This window comes from Kitasatospora sp. NPDC002543 (genome assembly GCF_053594915.1).
Genome location: NZ_JBSFWR010000009.1, coordinates 1 through 17469 on the forward strand (window position 1 = coordinate 1; position 17469 = coordinate 17469).

The 17469-nt window shown below is 70.2% G+C and carries 18 protein-coding genes; 10 read left to right on the top strand and 8 right to left on the bottom strand.

Annotated elements, in window-relative coordinates:
• Positions 1–93: 93 nt before the first annotated feature.
• Positions 94–684, bottom strand: a complete 591-nt coding sequence (locus tag ACWD4P_RS06265) for a hypothetical protein (protein ID WP_449778756.1) — start codon at positions 682–684, stop codon at positions 94–96.
• A 387-nt stretch (positions 685–1071) separates the two neighbouring features.
• On the opposite strand from ACWD4P_RS06265, the gene ACWD4P_RS06270 reads away from it, so the two are divergent.
• Complete coding sequence (locus tag ACWD4P_RS06270) at positions 1072–2190, top strand: glycosyltransferase (RefSeq protein ID WP_359817805.1); 1119 nt, start codon at positions 1072–1074, stop codon at positions 2188–2190.
• A 61-nt stretch (positions 2191–2251) separates the two neighbouring features.
• Here the strand turns inward: ACWD4P_RS06270 and ACWD4P_RS06275 are convergent, their stop codons facing one another.
• Positions 2252–3514: an MFS transporter gene (locus ACWD4P_RS06275; protein WP_449778757.1), complete on the bottom strand. Its 1263-nt coding sequence runs from the start codon at positions 3512–3514 to the stop codon at positions 2252–2254.
• A 206-nt stretch (positions 3515–3720) separates the two neighbouring features.
• Between ACWD4P_RS06275 and ACWD4P_RS06280 the strand changes: the two genes are divergently transcribed.
• Positions 3721–4710: a LysR family transcriptional regulator gene (locus tag ACWD4P_RS06280; RefSeq protein ID WP_449778758.1), complete on the top strand. Its 990-nt coding sequence runs from the start codon at positions 3721–3723 to the stop codon at positions 4708–4710.
• 227 nt (positions 4711–4937) lie between these two features.
• On the opposite strand, the gene ACWD4P_RS06285 is transcribed toward ACWD4P_RS06280, so the two are convergent.
• Positions 4938–5117 (bottom strand): hypothetical protein, encoded by a 180-nt coding sequence (locus tag ACWD4P_RS06285; protein WP_449778759.1) that lies wholly within the window; start codon positions 5115–5117, stop codon positions 4938–4940.
• Positions 5118–5804: 687 nt separating this feature from the next.
• Between ACWD4P_RS06285 and ACWD4P_RS06290 the strand changes: the two genes are divergently transcribed.
• The 3 genes from ACWD4P_RS06290 (at position 5805) to ACWD4P_RS06300 (ending at position 7962) form a co-directional block, all read left to right on the top strand.
• Positions 5805–7010 (top strand): PP2C family protein-serine/threonine phosphatase, encoded by a 1206-nt coding sequence (locus tag ACWD4P_RS06290; protein WP_449778760.1) that lies wholly within the window; start codon positions 5805–5807, stop codon positions 7008–7010.
• Positions 7011–7253: 243 nt separating this feature from the next.
• Complete coding sequence (locus ACWD4P_RS06295; protein WP_449778761.1) at positions 7254–7658, top strand: DUF5994 family protein; 405 nt, start codon at positions 7254–7256, stop codon at positions 7656–7658.
• A 55-nt stretch (positions 7659–7713) separates the two neighbouring features.
• Positions 7714–7962, top strand: a complete 249-nt coding sequence (locus ACWD4P_RS06300; RefSeq protein ID WP_449778762.1) for a hypothetical protein — start codon at positions 7714–7716, stop codon at positions 7960–7962.
• 116 nt (positions 7963–8078) lie between these two features.
• On the opposite strand, the gene ACWD4P_RS06305 is transcribed toward ACWD4P_RS06300, so the two are convergent.
• Together ACWD4P_RS06305 and ACWD4P_RS06310 are read right to left on the bottom strand one after the other, a co-directional pair.
• On the bottom strand, positions 8079–9347 hold the full coding sequence (locus tag ACWD4P_RS06305; protein ID WP_449778763.1) for an ATP-binding protein: 1269 nt from the start codon (positions 9345–9347) through the stop codon (positions 8079–8081).
• Positions 9348–9555: 208 nt separating this feature from the next.
• Positions 9556–9948, bottom strand: coding sequence for a DUF5994 family protein (locus tag ACWD4P_RS06310; RefSeq protein ID WP_449778764.1), 393 nt, complete (start codon positions 9946–9948; stop codon positions 9556–9558).
• A gap of 316 nt (positions 9949–10264) precedes the next feature.
• Between ACWD4P_RS06310 and ACWD4P_RS06315 the strand changes: the two genes are divergently transcribed.
• Positions 10265–10693, top strand: a complete 429-nt coding sequence (locus tag ACWD4P_RS06315) for a CBS domain-containing protein (protein ID WP_449778765.1) — start codon at positions 10265–10267, stop codon at positions 10691–10693.
• Positions 10694–10801: 108 nt separating this feature from the next.
• Here ACWD4P_RS06315 and ACWD4P_RS06320 read toward each other — a convergent pair whose 3' ends face one another.
• Positions 10802–10933: a hypothetical protein gene (locus ACWD4P_RS06320; protein ID WP_449778766.1), complete on the bottom strand. Its 132-nt coding sequence runs from the start codon at positions 10931–10933 to the stop codon at positions 10802–10804.
• A 66-nt stretch (positions 10934–10999) separates the two neighbouring features.
• Positions 11000–11401, bottom strand: a complete 402-nt coding sequence (locus ACWD4P_RS06325; RefSeq protein WP_449778832.1) for a CocE/NonD family hydrolase C-terminal non-catalytic domain-containing protein — start codon at positions 11399–11401, stop codon at positions 11000–11002.
• Positions 11402–11791: 390 nt separating this feature from the next.
• On the opposite strand from ACWD4P_RS06325, the gene ACWD4P_RS06330 reads away from it, so the two are divergent.
• The 4 genes from ACWD4P_RS06330 to ACWD4P_RS06345 all read left to right on the top strand — a co-directional run bounded on the left by ACWD4P_RS06330 (position 11792) and on the right by ACWD4P_RS06345 (position 14625).
• Positions 11792–12787, top strand: coding sequence for a DUF4365 domain-containing protein (locus tag ACWD4P_RS06330; RefSeq protein ID WP_449778767.1), 996 nt, complete (start codon positions 11792–11794; stop codon positions 12785–12787).
• A 226-nt stretch (positions 12788–13013) separates the two neighbouring features.
• Entirely contained in the window at positions 13014–13661 is a 648-nt protein-coding gene (locus ACWD4P_RS06335) for a restriction endonuclease (protein WP_449778768.1), read from the top strand.
• A 105-nt stretch (positions 13662–13766) separates the two neighbouring features.
• A complete protein-coding gene (locus tag ACWD4P_RS06340) occupies positions 13767–13940 on the top strand; it encodes a hypothetical protein (RefSeq protein ID WP_427394954.1) in 174 nt (57 codons plus the stop codon).
• Positions 13941–14067: 127 nt separating this feature from the next.
• Complete coding sequence (locus ACWD4P_RS06345; RefSeq protein WP_449778769.1) at positions 14068–14625, top strand: GNAT family N-acetyltransferase; 558 nt, start codon at positions 14068–14070, stop codon at positions 14623–14625.
• A 61-nt stretch (positions 14626–14686) separates the two neighbouring features.
• Here the strand turns inward: ACWD4P_RS06345 and alaS are convergent, their stop codons facing one another.
• Entirely contained in the window at positions 14687–17347 is a 2661-nt protein-coding gene (gene alaS, locus ACWD4P_RS06350; protein ID WP_449778770.1) for an alanine--tRNA ligase, read from the bottom strand.
• Positions 17348–17469 lie beyond the last annotated feature (122 nt).

Here is a 17469-nt window from a genome sequence, read left to right on the forward strand (position 1 = left end):
GACAACATGACCCGCCGCCTCACCGGCGAATCAACACCCACCTGGCGAGGCACCTGAACCCGACATCATGGAACTCACGAGATCAAACGCCCTCTAAAGCAGCGCGCTCCAGTACGGACAGCGGACGTAGGGCAGCGGCGGCGCACAGTGGTCGACGCTCCCGGACAGCACCGGGCCCCGCTCCGACCGGGCCACTCCGGGCGAGCTCGCGGTCAGCCCCGCCTCACCCGACTCGCCGAAGCGCAGTGCCAGTCGGTACCCGTCCGGGGTGGCCGCGGCGACGCCCGGGCGGTCCCGGCCGGCGTTCAACGAGGTGATCGTCCAGCCGCGCCGCCGCCAGTGCCGCTCCACCACGTCCGCCAGCACCGCCCGCCGGGGCAGCGAGACCACGGTGAGGAGGTCCCGGCCGCGGGTGACGTACCAGAGCAGCTCCGACGCGTGCCCCGGCAACGGCAGCCGCGCACCCGCCCGAGCGGGCGACCCCTGCCAGACCGGCGCCGGACGGACGGCGTCCAGGGTGTCCTGGAGCAGCGTCTCGCAGCGCTCGGCGGCGTCGAGCTGATCGACCGCCCCCCGGCGCTGCGCCCACCGGACCGCCGCGCCCCGCGCACCACCGGACCCCTCCGGGCCTCCGGGGCCACCGCCCGGGCATCCGACGTTCAGTTCGGCACCACCTGACTGCACAGGGCCCTCCGTACTCCCCCCGGCGTTCAACCCGGGCAGGCATTCCGTCACTCCTTGGACGGCGAACGGGTACGGGCAGTTCCCCTCCCGGTACCGTCCCTCACCGTTCCCACACCTTCGGTCCGCACCGCGCGGTACGGGGCCCCGCCGGCCGACCGGCCCGCCGCGCGGCCGACCGCCGGGAGGGCGCGGGCGACGGCGCGGACACGGCACGGCCGACAGGCGCACACCACCCGCACGACCGGCGCTCGGAGCACACCGTCGCCCCGGAGGCAAGCCCCGCTCCAGAAAGTCCGATTACCGCGCATGGTCATCCCCATCGAATTGACTGAACGTCAACTTCAAAGGTGAGACTGCCTCGACAGCAACATTCGCAAGGAGACCACCATGCGCATACTCTTCGTCGGCCCCGCCTCGGCCGGCCACCTCTACCCGATGGTGCCCACCGCCCAGGCGTTGCGCGCCGCCGGGCACGAGGCCCTGTTCGCCACCGGACAGCCGATCGACGTGATCAAGTCCGCGGGCTTCCCGGTCGTGGAGATCGGTGACGGCCGGGGCCTGCGGGAGATCATCGAGGAGCGCCTGGGCGGCAAGGTCCAGTACGTGCTCCCGAACACGACCCAGGAGGAGATCTTCGACCGGGCGGCCGCGATGTTCGCGCACGCCTCCCGTCCCGCCGTGGACGACCTGCTGGCGGCCGCCACCGACTGGGGCGCCGACCTGATCGTCCACGACTCGTTCCAGGCCGCTCCCCCGCTGGTCGCCGCCCGGCTCAAGATCCCGGCGGTGGTCCACAACTTCGGTGCCACCCCCGGCATCCCCATGGTCGAACTGGTCGCCTCGCACATGTCCGACCTGTACGAGCGGTGGGGCGTGTCCGGCCCGACCGTCACCGCGGCGCTCAACGTCGGCCCGCTCGGCGGCGACCCGGACGGCCTGCGGGTGCGCTACGTCCCGTACAACGGCGGCGGCACCGTCCCGGCCGAGTTCCTCCGCGAGCCCGAGCGCCCGCGGGTGGTCGTCACCCTCGGCACCGTGCTCGCCGAGATCGACGGCGTCCGCGCGGTGGTCCGCCTGGTCGAGGCGGCGGCCGACGTCGACGCCGACTTCCTGCTCGCGGTCGGCGGCGCCGACCTCGCCCCGCTCGGCACCCTGCCCGACAACGTCCGCGGCCTGCCCTGGGTCCCGCTCAACGAGCTGCTCGGTCGCGCCGACGCCCTGATCCACCACGGCGGTTCGGGCACCATGCTGACCGCCCTCCAGGCCGGCCTGCCCCAGCTGGTGCTCCCCCAGGGCGCCGACCACTTCGTCAACGCCGAGGCCCTCTCCGCCACCGGCGCCGCGCTGACCTCCACCTCCGACGCCGTCGACACCCCGCTGCTCACCCGCCTCCTCACCGACGCCGCGCTGCGCGACGCCGCCCACCGCCTGCGGGCCGACAACACCGCCCTGCCCAGCCCGGCCGCCCTGGTCCCCGCCCTGGAGAAGCTCGCCGACCGCCCCTGACACCCCGCTCCGCGGCAGCCGCAGGCCCACCGGCCCGCGGCTGCCGCGCGCGGGGGCGTGGTCATGCGGGTGTCCGCCGCACCGGCGGCGGTGTTCCCGGTACGGCGTCCGGTCCCGCCGTGCCTCCCGCCCGGGGCAGCAGGAGCGGGGTGGCCAGGACGAGCAGTCCCGCGACCGCGAGGGCGGTGCGCGGACCGGTCGCGGCGGCGAGCAGCCCGCCGAGCGCGGTGCAGACGGCGATGGAGGCCTGCTGGCCGATCGACCAGGCCGACAGGGTGCGGGCGACGAGGTGCTGAGGTGTGCGTTCCAGCCGGTAGGTGGCGAGCACCGGGTTGAACAGGCTCATGTTGACGATGATCGCCAGCTCGACGGCCATCACGGTGACGAGGCCGGCCACGCCGGGCCGGACGAAGACCAGACCGATCAGCCAGACGGCGCGCAGGGCACCCACGACCCGCAGGACCCGGTCCCGGCCGTGGCGCTCCACGACCCTCCGGGCCAGCCGGGAGCCGACCAGCCCGCCGAGGCAGGGGGCAGCGAAGGCCAGGCCGTACTGCCAAGGCGCGAAGTGGAGTTGGCGGAGCAGGAGCACCGCGAGGACCGGCTCGGTGGCCATGATCAGACCAGCGACGAGCATGTTGTTGAGGTACAGCGACCGCAGCCCCGGATCGCCTGTGATGTGCCGCCAGCCGTCGAGCACCGCCCCCGCCCTGACCGGGTTCCCGCCGGCCCGCCGCGGCAGCTCCTCCCGGCCGCGGATCGCGGTGACGGCCAGCGCCGAGAACAGGTAGCTGAGCGCGTCGGCCACCACGGTGGTGACCGGCCCGAGCCGGCCGACCGCCGCCCCGCCCAGCGGCGGCCCGATCGCGATGGAGCTCCAGTTCGTGGACTCGAAGCGCGCGTTGGCCACGAGCAGGTCCTCCGGCCGGACCAGGGCCTTGAGGTAGGCGCCGCTCGCCGCACCGAACGCGATCCTGGCCGCGGCCATCACGACCGAGACCACCAGCAGGTGGGCGAAGCAGAGGACTCCGAGGGCGTGGGCGACCGGGATCGTCGCCATCGCCGCGAACCGGACCAGGTCCGTCGCGATCATCACCGGGCGCTTGCGCCGGACCTCCACCCACGGCGCGAGCGGCACCGCGACCAGCGCACCCACCGCGGGCCCCACCGCGGACAGCGCGGACACCTCGGCGGGGCCGGCGCGCAGCACCAGGACGGCGATCAGCGGCAGCGCCCCGAACCCCAGCCCGGACCCGTACGCGCTCACCGCGTACGCCGCCCACAGCCAGCCGAACCGCCGGCCCAGCCGCTTCCCGCCCACCATGCCCGGAGTGCTCCCCTCGGTGCCCCGGCCGCGCCCGTACGGGCCGGCCTCCGTCGGCCTCCGTCGGCTTCCACTGGCCTCCGTCGACCTCCCCTGGCCTCGACCGGCCTCGGCGAGTGAGAGCCAACCCGGCGGTGCGGCGGCGGGTCAAACAACCGACTCACCCGCCCGGCACAACCACCGGTTGTTCCCTAAGGTGGATCGGCGTGGACCTCGAAGCAGTGCGCACCTTCGCCGCCGTCGCGGACGCCGGCCAGTTCCAGAAGGCCGCCGTCGACCTGTCGGTCACCCAGCAGGCCGTCTCCAAGCGCGTCGCCGCCCTGGAACGCGACCTCGGCGTGCGGCTGTTCACCCGCACCCCCCGCGGCGCCGAACTCACCATCGACGGACAGGCGTTCCTCCCCCACGCCCGCGAACTGCTGCGCACCGCCGAACGCGCCGTCGCCTCCGTGCGCACCGACCACCGCCCGCTGCGGGTCGACGTGATCAACTCGCGCGGCGCCGCCTCCGGCCTGATGCGCGGCTTCCACCACGCGCACCCGGACGTCGACCTCGACGTGCTGATGCTGCTCGACATCGAGGCCGCCCTCGCCGCCCTCCGCTCCGGCGCGCTCGACGCGACCTTCCGCGCCGTCGCCATGCCAGGCCGCCCCCTGCCCGAGGACATCGCGTCCGTCCGCGTCCTCGACGAACCGCTCCAGCTCCTCACCGGCCCCGCCCACGCCCTCGCGGACGCCGACTCCGTGACCGTCGCCGAGCTGGTCGGCCACCGCATCTGGATGCCCGGCATCCTCCCCGGCAGCGAGTGGGCCGCCTACTACGACGACCTCGTCGCCGAGTTCGGCCTCACCATCGAGGCCACCGGGCCCAACTTCGGCTCCGACGCCCTCCTCGACACCATCGCCGGCACCCCGGCCCTGGCCACCTTCATGAGCGAGCGGACCCGCCTCGTCTGGCCCGCCGGCCACGGCCTGCGCCGCATCCCGGTCACCGGTCCGACGCCCGTCTACCCCCACTCACTCCTCTGGCACCGCGACAACCCCCACCCCGCCCTGCCCACCCTCCGCGCCCACCTCGCCACCACCCCCACTCCCGGCGCCCCCACCACCTGGACCCCCACCTGGGTCCGCCCCCACCGAGACCCCACCGCCCCGCCCACCCGGCCCCGGAAAACGCGAGAGGCCCAGGTCGTATGACCTGGGCCTTCGCCGCTGGAGCGGGCGACGAGAATCGAACTCGCGCTCCCAGCTTGGTCAGCTCGCCACCCTCGCGGCGGAACCATGGCCCTGGCGTGCAGTCACGCTGCCCCGGTGTCGTCGCGGCCTTGGCGGGCCGCACCGCCGCTTAGCGTGATTTACCGGCCGAGACTGCCTCTTGCGGCACGGGTGAGACACGGATCATGTGGCTCACCAAGGCGGGTCGGTCAGCCGTCCTCTCGTGTCGGGCGGCGATGGCTGGCGATGGCTGCGGCTAGCGCGAGAATCGCCTCGACCTGGGCCATCTGGATGCGCAACTCCGGGTTGCCTTTGGCTGTCAACGACTTCGGGTTCAGCATCTCGAGAAGCTCTTCGGCCCGGGACACGTGTGTGGGGTAGTCAGCCATGTGAGCACGGTAGCTTCGACGCTCGGGCGGTGGAGCGGTTTTGGCCGGTGTCCTGCCTGGTTCGGGGTCGAGCGTGATCGAGGGGCCGCAAGCTGTCACGACTCGGTCAGGGCTCCTTGGGCCTGACCGCAATCTGGCCGAGTGGCCCCCCGGGCCGCGCTGATCTACCAGCACGCCACCAGCGAGCGGGACAAGAAGATCGCGGACGGCATGGACGCAGCGATCAAGGATGCCCTCGGTCGGGGGCACGACACCGCTCGACCAGCCGTAGAGGCACGCAGGGGGCACTGGAGGAGCCCGGAAATGCGAAAGCCCCAGGCCGTTGACCTGGGGCTTTACTGCTGGAGCGGGCGACGAGAATCGAACTCGCGCTCTAAGCTTGGGAATCTTTGGGCCTCCGGGCCAAAAATGGCCCATGACCTGCGAGAATACAGCCGCGGTCGACCCCTTCGGACACCCGGCGCAGACCACTGCTGCCCGTCGACCACCGCCCGTTCTGGCACGCATCTGGCACGCGCCGGAGTCGTCCGCTCGGAGGCCCGCGTCCGCGAGACGTGGCCGAAGGGCGCGATGCACCGCCGTCGGGCGTAATGGAAGGACCTGCCCCGGCGAACTGCATCCGGGTGTCGGGGTTGATCAAGCCGGTGTCGAGTGCCCGCGGCGGGAGTAGGACGGCGGTGAGCAAGGATGAGCGGCGAGCAGCTGTCCGGCGCAGCGCGACCGGACCGGTCGGAGGGGCCCGGCGAACACCTGCTGGGGGCACTGCTCGATCAGGCCCACGAGCTGCCGCCCCGGCTGATCGCCCCGCTGGTCGCCGACGCGGTGCGCAGGTTCGGCGGCCGTGACCCGGCGCTGCTGCTGCAGGACTACGGCCAAGTGGTGCTGGCGCCGTTGCCGGGGCGGGGGTTGGCCGCCGGGGAGCCGGTGCCGATCGACGGCTCCCCCGCGGGTGCGGCCTTCCTGCGCGGTGCCGCCGTCGAGGAACCGCAGGCCGACGGGGTGCGGGTGTACCTGCCGTTGCTGGACGGCGGCGACGAGGTGGGGGTACTGGCCCTCACCCTGGATGCCGTCGACGAGGACGACCGGCGGCGGCTGCGGCGCCTCGCCGCCCTGGTCGCCGATCTGCTGGTCACCAAGAGCGGCTACACCGACCGGATCTTCCAGGCCCGGCGCCTCGAACCGATGAGCGTGGCCGCCGAGATCCAGTGGTCGCTGCTGCCACCGCTGTCGATGGCCGTTCCCCGGGTCGCCGTGGCCGGCATCCTCGAACCGGCCTACCAGGTGGCCGGGGACAGCTTCGACTACGCGCTCAACGACGGCCTCCTGCACGTCGCCACGATCGACGCGATGGGCCACGGGCTGGACGCCGCGACCATGGCGACCGTGGCCATCGGCGCGTACCGGCACGCCCGGCGCGCCGACATCGGGCTGGCCGAGATCTACGCGTTCATGGACCGGGCCATCGCCGAGCAGTTCGGGCCGGACCACTTCGTCACCGCGCAGATGATGCGCCTGGACACCGGGACCGGCCACCTGCAGCGGGTCAACGCCGGCCATCCCCAGCCGCTGCTGATCCGCGACCACGTCGTCGTCGAACGGTTGGAGAGCGCCACCACCCTGCCGGTCGGGTTCGGCGGCGAGGAGCCGGTGATCAGCGAGCGGGTGCTGCGGCACGGTGACCGGGTGCTGTGCTTCACCGACGGCCTGGTCGAGGAGCGCGAGGCCGGCGGGGAGCAGTTCGGGGAGGATCAGCTCATCGACTGGGTCAACAGCGTCGAGCGCTCGCAGGACGGGGTGCGGGCCGTGGTCCGCGCGCTCTCCCACGTCCTGAAGGAGAAGCGGGGCGGGCGCACGAGCGACGACGCCACCCTCTTCCTGATCGAGTGGCGCTGACGCACCGGCCCCGACCAGGGCTTTCGTGACCGGCCGGGCCGGCCCGGTGCGGGCGGAGTACCGTGGGGATATCGGAGCGGCCGGAGCCGCCGCTCCCCCGAGGGTCGGCCCTCGCTCAGCGGGGGCTGGGCCGCGTCCGCGGATAGGTGGCGGGCCATGTCGGACGAAGCCGGTGCCGCGTTCCCGGGACTTCTGCCGGACCGGTTCCGGCAGGCCGCGAAGCCCGGGACGGTCCTGTTGCGCTTGGAGACCACACAGTCGCGCGAGGGCGTGCTCGACGGAGCGTGGTGGCCGCGTTCACGGGACGTCGGCGCCGAACTGCCTGGTCTGGTCCGCGCGTTGACCGAACACCTCGGCCCCGTCGCGAGCGTCGGCCTGGACACGGAAGCCTGGGACGACGTACCGGCCCGGCTGGTCGTCGACGGCCGGTCGGTGCACATCGACCGGTACCCGGTCGGTGACGACACGGTGATCGTCACGCGGGGCGACCGCGATCACTTCAGCCTGCTCGTCGTCCCCCCGCAGGCGAGCCAGGAGGCGGCCCTGGCCGCGATGGCCCGCGCGGTCGAGGCAGGCGGAAGCGACTCGGCACGGCAGATCCTCGTCGCCACCGGCATCGGCTCCGAACCGCCGGGCGAAGAGACCTGAGGAACGGCCTCGTGGGCCCGGCTCCTCCAGCGGACAGGAAAGGCAGGACGCAGAGATGTCCGTCTACGTGAAACTCTCGGCCGACGCCCGCGCCCCGGCGGAGCCGTCGAAGGGACCGCTGGACCTGCAGTACGAGGACGGCACGGACGACGGCGTCACCTTCGAGTACGACCTGCACCCGAGCGGCGCGCTGCGCGTCCTGCGGGTCTTCGAGGACACGCCGCACCGGATCGAGGCATGCTTCAGCTCCGAGGCGTGGCTCCAGGTCGTGGGCACCTACCTGCGAAGCGGCTCCGAGTACTGACGGACGTACTGGCGGCGATCCGCTCCGGGCGAACCGCAGGCCCCGACGACGGTTGCCCCGTCGGGTTTCCGCCCGGCGCCTTCGGACGGACACCGAGCGACGACGAGGGCGGCCCCTCAGACGCGCCCGTAACGGACCGCCTGGTCGGCGAACTCCCGGGCCATCTCCTCGGAAACTGTCGGACGGGTGCGGTGGATGGCGTCCAGATAGTCCTGAGTGCTGGGTTGGGTCCGCTCCCCCGTGTCCAGCGTGTGCTCGAACGCGCTCTGGGCGACCGCCATGGCGACCTGCCTGATGTCGGCGGGAGTGAAGCCCTCGCTGGCTTCGGCGAGGACCGCCGTGTCGGCGGCGGTACCCGTTTTCGCCGTGTAGCCGGCCCACAGCGCGTCGCGGGCCGCGTAGTCGGGTGGCCCGACCGGCAGGACGTAGTCGAACCGGCCGTGGCGCAGGAACGCCGGGTCCAGCGCGGCCACCGAGTTGGTGGCGCAGACGAGGAGCCGGCCGTCGCGGTCACGGAACCGCACGATCGACTTGAGGAGTTCGTTGACCACGCCGACCGACGCGGGGGCGGCGAGGCTGCGCGTACCGGCGACCTCCTCGACCTCGTCGATGAAGAGCAGCACATGGTCGAGCTGCACCACCTCTTCGAAGCGGCGGCTGAGTCCGGTGGCCAGCCCGTCCTCGGAGGCGAGCCGGGAGGGGAAGATCTCGATGAACGGCCAGCCGAGCCGACCGGCCACGGCCTTGGCGAACGTGCTCTTGCCCGTGCCCGGCGGACCGAACAGCACGACCGCGCGGGGCGGTTCCACTCCATGGGCGTCCGCCAGCTCGGGGTTCGCCAGGGGCAGCACCAGTCGCCGTTCGATGAGCCGCTTCTCGTCGGCCATGCCCGTGAGCCGCTCCCAGAGACGGGCTTCGGGCATGACCGCGCCCAGCATCGCCAGGACCGTCGCGCCCTGGGCACTGACGGCCTCCGACTTCTCGAAGTACGTGAGCCCCCGGTGGGGTTGGAATCCGGAGTTGACCAGTGCGGTGGCGCCGGTCTCCTCATCGGGCAGCAGCGCCGCGACGATCCTGGCACCGGCGTCCCGCAGACGATGCTCCAGCGCGGACAGCAGGGCGGTGCCCATGCCCAGGTTCCGCCAGGCGGGGTGCAGGGCGATGCGCAGCACCCATGCCCGATCCCCGTCCACCCGGCCCACCGCCGCGCCCACGAGATGTCCGTCGGCCACCACGACGACGCTCGGATTCCGTGCCTGCAACGCGGCGACCACGTCGGAGAGACGGAAGACGGCGGCGTGATCCGTGGTGGCGCTCTCGGCGTCGAGCCGGACCATCGCTTCGAGGTCGTCCGGTGTGAAGTCCCGGACATGCCATACAGCCATACGCCGCTCTCGCATACGCCGCTCTCGAACGTCGCGTGCCCCTGGACTTCCATCATCGATCGGCTCCGGCGTGGTCGCTCGCCGGGCGGGCGACCGCGCCTGGTGCGCGCCGAGGCGGGCGTTCGCGACGGATTCCTCCCCGCCCCACCGCCTCGGCCGTCCTCCTCCTGCTCGGCATGCCGACGCGGACCGCCGCGGGAACGGCCGTTCAGGCGAGCAGGAGTTCTGCCGCCGGGGTGTGGTTACCGGTCGCGGAGGCGCCGGCCATCGCCGAGGCGGCCGTGTCCGGGGCGGTGCCGGGCGGCACCACCAGCAGCAGGAAGTGGTCCTGGAATCCCCGGGTGACGCTGATCGTCGCGTCGCTGCCGGCGAACCAGTTGACCCTGACCGTCAGGCCGTTCGCCGCGACGGACCGGGGCACACTGTCCCAGGCCGTGGTGTCGAGGCCGACCCGGACGATGCGCCCGAAGTGGGCGCCGAGCGCGGTGATCAGGTCCGGCAGTTCGGCGAGGACGTGGTTCGAGCGGGGCCACCAGGCCCCGTCGAAGACGCCCTCCCGCGCCATCGTCGGCTCCAGCTCCAAGCGCGGCAGCAGCGGCACACCGGACACTGTCCACGGGCCGGAAGAGGAAGAAGTCGGGAAAGGAATCGGCATCATGCGAAGCCGCCCGTCCGGTCCACGAGGGACCCGTCATGACCCAGGGCGACGTCGACGCTGATGCCGGTGTGCGGAATGTCCTCGGTTGTGTTCCACGCTACTCCCCCACGGCCTCCCCCGAGCTGCCCACCGCAGGAGTAGCCTCGGAGACATCCAGGGCATCCCGCATCCCGGTCCCCGTTCCGGCTTCGTTCTGGGTGAAGCACAGCCCGGCAGATCCCGCTCCGGCGGGCAGCCGGAGACGGGAACGGTGAACGCCGTGACCACTCACTCGACTCAGCCCGCACGGCCCGGCCACGGCCTCACGGTCGCCGACGCCATGGAACCCTGCGACTACCAGATAGCCGACGACAGCACCGTCGACCAGGCCGACGACGTCCTCCGCGGCGCCCACCTCGACTACCTGCTCGTCCGCGGCCACGACGGCCGGTGTGAGGGGCTGGTCACCCGCACCGGACTCCACCCGTTCCTCACCCGCTCCTGGGACACCGAGCGGACCGCGATCAGCGCGACCACCCACCAGCGCGGCCCGTTCGCCTGGCCGACCATGGGCCTGGCCCTGGCCGCGATCGCCATGCGGATCAAGCGCCTGGCGGTCTGGCCCGTCGTCGACGAGGACGGCTACATCCTCGGTGTGCTCACTGCGGACCGCGCCACCGGTCTCCTCGCCGCCGCGCCGGCTCCGTGACGCCGTCGGTGGCTCAGCCCGACTGCCAGCCCACGAGTGCCGGTACGGCCGGTCTGCTCGTGGGCGGACCGGCCGTACCGGCTGCGGACGCCCCGTGGGGCGCGGGTGTCAGTCCAGGGGGTGAAGCGGGATGTCGAGGTAGGACTCGGCGCCCTCGGGAGAAGTGATCTCGACGCTGGTCGGGGTGGAGTTGGCGTCGGCGAAGAACTGGTCGTGGGTGCCGATGACCAACTGGAGCACGCGGCCCTTGCTCAGGACGTAGTGGGCGGGCTGCAGGGGGAAGGTCAGGGTGGTGGCCTGCCCGGCCTACTCGTTGGTGAGGGTGCAGGGGGCGTGGGTGATGATGTAGGCCTTGCCAGTGGCCGGGTCGCAGTCCAGCAGGTAGGCCACGATCGTGGCGTCCATCGCCCGCGGCTTCGCCGTCACCCGCAGCTCCAGGTCGCCCTGGACGCGCATGGGCTGCTCCAGCGGCGCGGTGGTCCAGATCGCGGCGACGTCGCGGTCGATGTCGGCGGTCTTGTAGACGTGCGGCAGGCCCATGCGCTCGGCCAGACCGGTCTGGACCAGCTTCGGGGCGACGAAGACCCCGGTGTCCCGGCCGGTGGCCTTGACCGATCGGGTCCAGCCCGACTGCGGTTGCCCGTCGGCCAGTTGGGCATCGGCCTGGCCCGCAGCCGCACCGGCCAGGTGGAAGCGCTTGCGGGGCAGGACGTAGTCCTGCCAACTGTCGTGGTGGCGAGCAGGCCAGCGAACGCGGCGAACTCGCTGGTCAGCCGGCCCGTCCGCCGTTCAGCGGTCAGTTTTCACCCGTCGCTGAGACGTTCACCACCCGTTCTGGCACGGATCTGGCACAGCCCCCGACAGGGGCCCGCTGCCGCCCTTGCCGACCAGCTCGCGAGTCGGGCACCGGCTCGTCTCAGATCCTCAGCTCAATCGCCAGCCAGATGGGCCCCCTTGGCCACTTGAAGGAAGCCCACAGACACAACGTCAGGCGGTCGGTCGCGAGCCGCCCACCCTGCACAGATCCCCGCAAACCTCTCCGACATGTCAGTGACCTTCGGTATGGTGCGGCGAACAGAGCGTAAGGGGGAGAGAGTCGTGGCGACCATTCGTCCCAGCCGCCGCATCGAACGGGCCGGCGTCAACGCCGTTCGCACCCTGCTTGAAGATCACGAGCACATCGTGCAAGAAATTGATGGCGGCAACGACCACGGTGAAGACCTCATCGTGAACCTCACTCGCGGAGGCAAGCGAACGGGCCACTACATCGCGGTCCAAGTCAAGAGTGGAAAAAAATACAAGCGCGCCCGCGGCTATGCCATCCCGATCGACGACCACTACGATGACTGGAAGCAGAGCAGGATTCCGGTTTTGGGCTTCGTCTACGATCCCGACACGGGTGAGATTTTCTGGACGAACCTGACCAAGAAGTTGAGGGAGGCCCCTAAAGCCCCTTCCTGGATTCAGATCCCAGAAGATTCGAAGCTATCCAACGACAGCATGCGCGGATTCGCCGCCGAAGTTGAAGAATACGTCGATAGCGCCGGGATGCGCGTGCGCGGAAGAACTCAAGAAGAGGGCTTTAGCGGGGCGGCCAGGGCAAGGAGGGGCCTGGATCCGGAAACGGCACCCAATCCCCTCTTCGAAGGGTTTGCAGATTTTGCACTCCGCCACGAGGAAAAAATCGACACCCTGGCTCGAGACGTGCGACGAGCCATTCCTCTGATGATCCTGGCAATCATCATGGCGTGGGAATGGCCCTACCAGATCAGATTCGTCGAAAGATACTCTGACATAAGTCCACTCCCCTGGGTGATGAATATCTACACTTTCATCTCCTTCGCCGCCCTAGCCATGTATTTCGAGTTCCGGGCCGGCCGGATCCCCAAGGAGACGGGGCGATGGCTGGCACTCTTCGCCGGAAACTTCCTCTCCGTTCCAGTTTGGGACCATGGCGACCAGCGGGATTGGTGGGGGACGGTATGGATCTTCGCCGGGGCATTTGGTCCGTCCCTCGGAGTTAAGTTCATCTTCGTCTCCTTTGTTGGATTCGCGAGAGAACGAAGGAGACGATCCCTGAGCTCGGATGAGTAGTAGGTCCCCACGTCGAACCGACCACTCGCCGGATCAGGCCCCGTCGACGCCAACTCGGCAAATCAATTAGGGCGGTTGAAATTTGCCAAAGAAGCCAGAATTCCCGCACCGCAAGGCTACCTCCTGGAAGCTTCTCCTAGTAATAATTGGCTCCCTCGGACTTCCCATCATTAACAATCTGGCGAAAGGCTTTCCGCCAGCAGTAGCAGACCCCGGTGACGGATTCATGAGAATCCAGGACATATCCATTGCCCTAACCATTGGCCTCTTGCTGGCACTTCCGGTCGAGATCATTGTCGCCAACTCTCATCGCCGCCAGCTGAAGCAGTATGAGCGAGAAGTTCAGTCGCTCAAGGAAGAAAGGCAGAAGATGCTCCTACTTCAGGCCCAGCAGGAGGCGGAGAGAAGAGAAGCCTGGGTTGCAGGAATAGAATCGGGTCGAGCAGCGAGGAAGGCTTCCTACAGTCCAACAATCGATGAAATCGACAAACTCTCGCCCGCCGAATTCGAGAGGGCAGTTCTACAGCTAATGGTGCGCGATGGCCTAACGGGCGAGGTTATCGGAGGACGCGGAGATCAAGCAGTCGATATTCTGGCGCACAGCGCCAATGGCCAGCCAATCGCAGTCCAGTGCAAGCATACGACCATCGGCGCCAAGGTCCCCAGTCGGGTCCTGTACGAGGTGAAAGGAACATCCGAAACAGTCTACGGGGCAAAAGACTCGATCATCGTGACCAACGGCTTCTTCACGCGAGACGCCCTCGAATGGGGCACCGAATACGGTATTCAACTGATCGACCGCGACATCCTGATCGAATGGTCGAAAAATGGAGACCACCTATACCAATTGGTCGAGCTCGAAATTCCGATCTAGCAGGTTGAGAACAGCGGATTCTTTGTGACCAGGCGAGTCTAAGCTGCAGAGCTTACTCGGGGTGGTCGTGGACGCCGCCTCGACCTGGAGCGGACCTCGGCGTTCATGGCTGGCTACTGGCCGGTGGTGCCGATCCCGATGCCAGCCCTGGCGGACGCGATGGAGCGGCTGTGGTGGAAGCGCATGGCAGACTCCTGGCAGCTGGTCTTCCACTGCGACCGCGACAACAACCCCTGCGACCACCTATTCCTGCCCGCTGAACACTTCCTGGACTGGTGAACGGAGCGGCGAGAGGACGTGCGGCCATGCCCTGCTGGTGTCCCGTCGCTACGTGCCAACCACTCACCGGCCGGCAGGTGGGCGTTCCCGGAGGCCCTCCAGCTGCATCGGAGCGAAACTGTTCGTTGTGATCTTGCGCAACGTTCACGGTCGGTCGGCTGGCCCTGAAAGAGACATCTCGATACGGCGATTCACCGATGGTGATTCAGCCGAGGAACTCACCCTTCTCCTGCACCGCGCATACGCCGCTCATGCAGCGGCTGGCAGGGTCTTCTTCGCGTCGTACCAGTCCGTGCAGGACACGGCTACCCGGATGGGGAGGGGGGAGTGCTGGCTCGCCTTCCGGGGCGCTGAGCTGGTCGGGTCGGTGACGGTAGCGGCACCGTACACGGTGCCCGTGGGGTATCCGGCACCAGCCGATGCGGGCTCATTCTGGCAGCTCGCGGTGGATCCCGCGTGTCAGGGGACGGGCCTCGGACAACGGCTGTTGACCGTGGCGGAGGACCGCATCGTCGCTCTCGGGGCCGCGGAAGCGGTCATCGATACGTCGGCCGAGGCCACTGAGCTGGTCGCTTGGTATCGCCGACGGGGGTACGTCCCCGTTGGGACGTGGCGGTGGGACGTGACCAACTACGAGAGCGTGGTCCTGCTGAAAGACCTTGCCGCAGCTGGCCGGGAACGGTGAAAACGTGCGGTCGGTGCCTCCCCAACTGGAAGGCACCGACCGCACGCGCTGGCGGCCGACGCTACTGGTCGAGGGCTCGCGCAGCGTCCTGCGCGGCGATGGTGAGGGCCTCATCGAGGGCCTCGGGGCGGCGTCCGCCGGCACTGGCAACTGGGCCCTTGCCACCGGCTCCGCCGCCGACGGTGCGGGCGGCGGAGGCGAGAAGCTGACTGGCCTGAGTGCCAGCAGTGAGAAGGCTGCGGGTGATGGCGGCGGCGAGGAGGGCCTTGCCGCCGTGCTCGGTGCCGAGGACGACGACGGCGTGGTCGTCGCCCATGAGGTCGGCGATGTTGGTGGCAAGCGCGCGGAGTTCGTCGGGGCCGAGACCAGTGACCTTCTCGGCGACGATCCGGCCACCGGGAACAGTGCGGGCAGAGGTAGCGAGCTGCTGGGCGCGGGTGTGGAGCTCGGCGTCGCGGAGGCGGGCGAGTTCCTGTTGGGCGGTGGTGAGGGCGTCGAGGCGCTTGCGGAGGGTGTCGGGGGCGTCCTGGGGGCGGGTGCCGAGGAGGGTGGAGAGTTCTTCGAGGAGGCGGCGTTCGGTGTCGTGGTAGGTGAGGGCGTCGCGGCCGGTGAGGGCTTCGATGCGGCGGAGGTTGGAGCCGATGGAGGCTTCGCCGAGGATGCGGACGGGGCCGGCGTTGGAGCCGTGGGGGACGTGGGTGCCGCCGCAGAGTTCGCGGGAGAAGTCGCCGATGTCGACGATGCGGACGTGGTCGCCGTACTTCTCGCCGAAGAGGGCGGTTGCTCCGGCGGCCTCGGCCTCGGAGCGGGTGGCGTGCCAGATGCGGACTTCGGGGTCGTCGAGGAGGTGGTCGTTGACGAGGGCCTGGATGGCGGCGAGCTGGGTGGGGTCGAGCGCGGAGAAGTGGGCGAAGTCGAAGCGCAGGCGGCCGGCGTCGACGAGGGAGCCGTGCTGGCGGGCGTGGTCGCCGAGGGTGCGGCGGAGCATGGCGTGCAGGACGTGGGTGGCGGAGTGGGAGCGGGCGACGGCGTCCCGGCGCGGGCCGTCGACGAGGGCTTCGGCCTGCTCGCCGCTGCGGATCTCGCCGTCGAGGATGCGGACGGTGTGGACGTGGAAGCCCTCCAGGCCGAGCCTGGTGTCCAGGACCTCCAGGAGCGCGCCGCCGGTGGTACGGATGGTGCCGGTGTCGCCGACCTGACCGCCGGACTCGGCGTAGAACGGGCTGCGGTCCAGGACCAGTTCGAGCGTGCTGCCCTGGTCGGCGCCGGGCACGACGGTGCCGTCGGAGATGAGGCCGAGGACGGTGGCTTCGGTGTCGAGGCGGTCGTAGCCGGTGAAGTCGGTGCGGCCGTGGCGGGAGGATAGTTCGCGGTAGGCGTCCTGGTGGCGCAGGGCCTCGGCGGTCTTGGCCTTGCCGCCGGCCTTGGCGCGCTTCTGCTGTTCGGCGAGCAGGGCGGTGAAGCGGTCCTCGTCAACGGCCAGCCCGGCGTCGCGGGCGGCCTCGATGGTCAGCTCGACGGGGAAGCCGTAGGTGTCGTGCAGTTCGAAGGCGGTGTCCCCGGTGAGGGTGGTGGAGCGGCTGTCGCGGCTGCGGGTGATGGCGGCGTTCAGCAGCCGGGTGCCCTGGGTGAGGGTGCGGGTGAAGGATTCTTCCTCGGCGGTGACGACCTGCTCGATGAGGCTGGCCTGGCCGGTGAGTTCGGGCCAGACGTCGCCGAGGTTGGCGATGACGCTGGCGGTGGCCGGGGCGAGGACGGGCTGGTCGATGCCGAGCATGCGGGCGTGCCGGATCGCCCGGCGCATCAGACGGCGCAGGACGTAGCCGCGGCCGTCCTTGGCGGGCAGCACGCCGTCCGCGATGAGGTAGGCGATGGAGCGGGCGTGCTCGGAGACGACCTGGAAGGAGACCTTCTCCTCGCCACCGGAACCGCTGCCCGGGTAGTCACGGCCGGCGAGTTCCTGGACGGTGGTCAGGGTGGGCAGGAGGAGGTCGGTGCTGCAGACGTTCTCGACGTCCTGGAGGATCGCGGCGAGGCGGTCGAGGCCGAGGCCGGTGTCGATGCTCTGCTGGGCGAGGTCGCCGAGGATCGGGAAGGTGCCGTTGTCGTCGTCCTCGCCGCGCATGGACTGCATGAAGACGAGGTTCCAGATCTCGACGTACCGTTCGCCGTCGACGGCCGGTCCGCCTTCGCGTCCGAAGGCCGGGCCCCGGTCGTAGTTGACTTCGGAGCAGGGACCGCAGGGGCCGGGGACGCCCATGTCCCAGAAGTTGTCCGCGCCGAGGCGCTGGATGCGTTCGGCGGGGACGCCGATCTTGTGCCAGAGCTGTTCGGCCTCGTCGTCGCTCTGGTGGACGGTGATCCAGAGGCGGTCCTTCTCCAGGTTGTAGCCCTGGGTGAGGAGTTCCCAGGCGTAGGCGATGGCATCGGCCTTGAAGTAGTCACCGAAGGAGAAGTTGCCCATCATCTCGAAGAACGTGGCGTGCCGGTTGGTGCGGCCGACGTTGTCGATGTCGGAGGTGCGGGCGCACTTCTGGATGGTGGTGGCGCGGGGGTACTCCGGGGTGACCTCGCCCAGGAAGTAGGGCTTGAACTGGTTCATGCCGGCGTTGGCCAGCAACAGGGTCGGGTCGGAGGGGATGAGCGGGCTGGACGGGACGTGGCGGTGGCCGCGTGAGGTGAAGAAGTCCAGGAAGGTGGAGCGGATCTGCGTCGAGCGCATGGCGGTAGGGCCCTCACGGAAGAGTCGCGGAGAGGTGGGGGGGTGATCACACGCCGAGCCGGGCCGAGAACGAGGACTGAGTGGTTCTCAGTTCTCCAGCTCGGCGCAGATAGCTCGCGCCC